The sequence below is a fragment of the Tahibacter caeni genome (genome assembly GCF_024609805.1).
Classification (GTDB): Bacteria; Pseudomonadota; Gammaproteobacteria; order Xanthomonadales; family Rhodanobacteraceae; genus Tahibacter; species Tahibacter caeni.
The window spans coordinates 1-3,219 of record NZ_JANFVR010000443.1 but is presented as its reverse complement, the minus strand read 5'-3'; the positions used below and the strand labels follow the sequence as shown (position 1 = coordinate 3,219).

General features: G+C 72.5%; 2 protein-coding genes and 1 pseudogene. All 3 read left to right on the top strand.

The features are described from left to right. A pseudogene (locus NON22_RS22290) lies at nucleotides 1-404 on the top strand (hypothetical protein); the annotation flags it as partial. Continuing rightward, nucleotides 401-2,734 carry a xanthine dehydrogenase molybdopterin binding subunit gene (xdhB, locus tag NON22_RS22285; RefSeq protein WP_257389194.1) on the top strand — a complete coding sequence of 778 codons (2,334 nt, stop codon included), beginning with the start codon at nucleotides 401-403 and terminating at the stop codon, nucleotides 2,732-2,734. The pseudogene NON22_RS22290 and the gene xdhB, both read left to right, overlap by 4 nt. A gap of 197 nt (nucleotides 2,735-2,931) precedes the next feature. Then, nucleotides 2,932-3,219, top strand: a 288-nt coding sequence (locus tag NON22_RS22280) for an XdhC family protein (RefSeq protein ID WP_257389193.1), incomplete at its 3' end; no start/stop codon positions are given.

Sequence of the window (3,219 nt, the reverse complement as noted above, 5' to 3'; positions counted from 1 at the left end):
CGGCCGACGAGCTCGTCGTCGCCGTGAGCCTGCCGCGCGCTGCGGCCGGCGTCGCGCCGGGCCGGCGCCACGGCGCGGCCTACAAGGTGGCCAAGCGCCAGACCGACGACATCAGCATCGTCGCCGCGGTGTTCGATCTCGTCGTCGACGACGAACGGCGCGTGACGCAGGCGCGTCTGGCCTACGGCGGCGTCGCGGCGATTCCGCGCCGCGCGCTGCGCACGGAAGCCTTCCTCGCCGGCCGCGTGCTCGACGCGGCGACGATCGACCAGGCCCAGGCGCTGCTGCGCGAGGAGTTCCAGCCGCTCAGCGACCATCGCGCGAGCGCCGACTACCGCCGCGCGCTCTGCGCGACGTTGTTCGCGAAGTTCGTCGCCGCGCATCTGCCGGGAGCCGACGCATGAGCCGCACGCACGAGAGCGCCGAAGGCCACGTCAGCGGCCGCGCGATCTATACCGACGAACAGCATCCGCCGGCCGGGCTGCTGAGCGTCTGGCCCGTGCAGGCGCCGCATGCGCACGCGCAAGTGCTCGGCATCGACGCGAGCACCGCCGCGGCGATGCCCGGCGTCGTACGCGTGCTGACGGCGGCCGACGTGCCCGGCGAGAACGACACCGGACCGATACTGCACGACGAACCGCTGATCGCCGCCGCCGAAGTCAGCTTCCACGGTCAGGCCGTCGCCTGGGTCGTCGCCGAGGACGAGGCCAGCGCGCGCGCGGCCGCCGCCGCAGTGCGCGTGAGCTATGCGCCGCGTCCGCCGCGCCTGAGCATCGCGCAGGCCATCGCCGACGACGCCTTCCACCTGCCGCCGGCGCACGTGCGCCGCGGCGATGCGGAAACCGTCCTGCGGCAGGCGCCGCACCGCGCGGCCGGCGAGATCGCGATCGGCGGCCAGGATCATTTCTATCTCGAGACGCAGGCGAGCTGGGCACAGCTCGACGCCGACGGTCTGATCCAGATCACCGCGTCCACGCAGCATCCGACCGAGACGCAGATCATCGTCGCGCGCGTGCTCGGCATTCCGGCCAACCGCGTGGTCTGCCGCTGCCTGCGCATGGGCGGCGGCTTCGGCGGCAAGGAGACCCAGGCCAATTCCTTCGCCGCGGTCGCCGCGCTCGCGGCCTGGCACACGGGCCGGCCCGTGCGCATCAAGCTCACGCGCCAGCTCGACATGCAGCTGACCGGCAAGCGCCATCCGTTCTTCGCGCGCTACGAAGTCGGCTTCGACGACGACGGCGTGCTGCAGGCGCTGCGCGTGCAGCTCTACGCCGACGGCGGCTGGAGCTGCGACCTGTCGCCGCCGGTGCTCATGCGCGCGATGGTGCACATCGACAACGCGTACTACTGCCCGCACGTGGCGATCACCGGCCTGATCGCGAAGACGCATCTGGCGTCCAATACCGCGTTCCGCGGCTTCGGCGGGCCGCAGGGCATGCTCGTCGGCGAGGAAGTGCTGGCTCGCGTCGCGGCCGAGCTGAACCTGCCGGCCGATCTCGTGCGCGAGCGCAATTTCTACCGCGGCAGCGCCGACGATGCTTGCAACCAGACGCCGTACGGCCAGCCTGTCGTCGACAACCACCTGGCCGAGCTCTGGCAGCAGCTCAAGCGCGACAGCGACTTCGACGCGCGCCGGCGCGGGATCGCGCGGTTCAACGCCGCGCACGGCCGGACCAAGCGCGGCATCGCGATCACGCCGGTCAAGTTCGGCATCTCGTTCAACAAGACCGAATACAACCAGGCCGGCGCCCTCGTCCACATCTATACCGACGGCAGCGTGCAGCTCAACCACGGCGGCACCGAGATGGGCCAGGGCCTGCACACCAAGATGCTGGCCGTGGCCAGCCGCGTGCTCGGCGTTCCCGACGCGCACATCCGCGTGATGCCGACCAGCACCGACAAGGTGCCGAACACTTCGGCCACCGCGGCGAGCAGCGGTTCGGATCTGAACGGCCAGGCGGTCAGGGCCGCCTGCGACACCTTGCGCGAACGCCTGACACCCGTCGCCGCGAGCCTGCTCGGCGGTGCGGCCGAGGCCGTGCGCTTCGCCGACGGCCGCGTGTTCCTCGACGGAGACGCCGGGCGCGGCCGCAGCTTCGCCGAGATCGTGCAGGCCGCCTACAACGCGCGCATCAGCCTGTCGGCGACGGGCTACTACCGCACGCCGGGCCTGAGCTGGGACCCCAAGCAAGGCCGCGGCCATCCGTTCTATTACTACGCATTCGGTGCGGCCGTGGCCGAGGTCGAGGTCTGCGGCTACACCGGCGTGCACCGGCTGCTGCGCGTCGACCTGCTGCACGATGTCGGCGACTCGCTGGCCGACGTCATCGATCGCGGCCAGATCGAAGGCGGCTTCGTGCAGGGACTGGGCTGGCTGACCTGCGAGGAACTGCGCTGGAACGCCGCCGGCCGGCTGCTGACCGACGCGCCGAGCACCTACAAGATCCCGACCCTCGGCGAAGTGCCGCCGGATTTCCGCGTCGCCCTGTTCCGCCGCAGCCGCGCGCCGAGCACGAACGTGATCTTCCACAGCAAGGGCGTCGGCGAACCGCCGCTGATGCTCGCGCTCAGCGTGCGCGAAGCGCTGCGCGAGGCCGTCGCCGCGTTCGCCACATTGCCGCAGGCCGTGCAGCTGGCCTCGCCGGCGACGCCCGAAGCCGTGTTCGCGGCGATCGCGCGCGTGACGGCGGCTCAACCGCAGGCCGTCGCCGACGCGCTCGATGTCGAGGGTTGAGGTGGAGCGGGAAGCGGTCCGGCGTGGCGGCTTCGCGATGCACGGCGATGGCGTGGCGGCAGGTCGGCGGCGCATTGCGATCTGCGGCGCCGACGCTGCGGAAAGCCGCCCCGGGGCCTCGCGTCGCCGGATCGGAATCCCTTCGGGACCGCGACGTCGCGGTGTGCCGCGCTCGCCGCAGGCGACGGGTCGCCGGCATGGATGAGGCGCTGTTCGCGCAGCTCGCGGCGCGGCTCGCGCGCGAGGCCGTCGTGGTCGCGAGCGTCGTGGAGACCGTCGGCGCGACGCCGCGCAAGCGCGGCGCGCGCATGCTCGTCGGCGCGGACACGACGGCCTTCAGCATCGGCGGCGGTCTGGCCGAAGCGCGCGCGATAGGCGCAGCGCGCGCACTGCTCGCCGGCGGCGACGCTGCGGCGACGATCGAGATCGATCTTGGCGGCGGCCCCGGCGCGGCCGGCATCTGCGGCGGCCGCATGCGGCTGATG

Bases quoted from the DNA above. Each gene is read 5' to 3' on its own strand.
- xdhB (WP_257389194.1), top strand. From the start codon at position 401: ATGAGCCGCACGCACGAGAGCGCCGAAGGCCACGTCAGCGGCCGCGCG.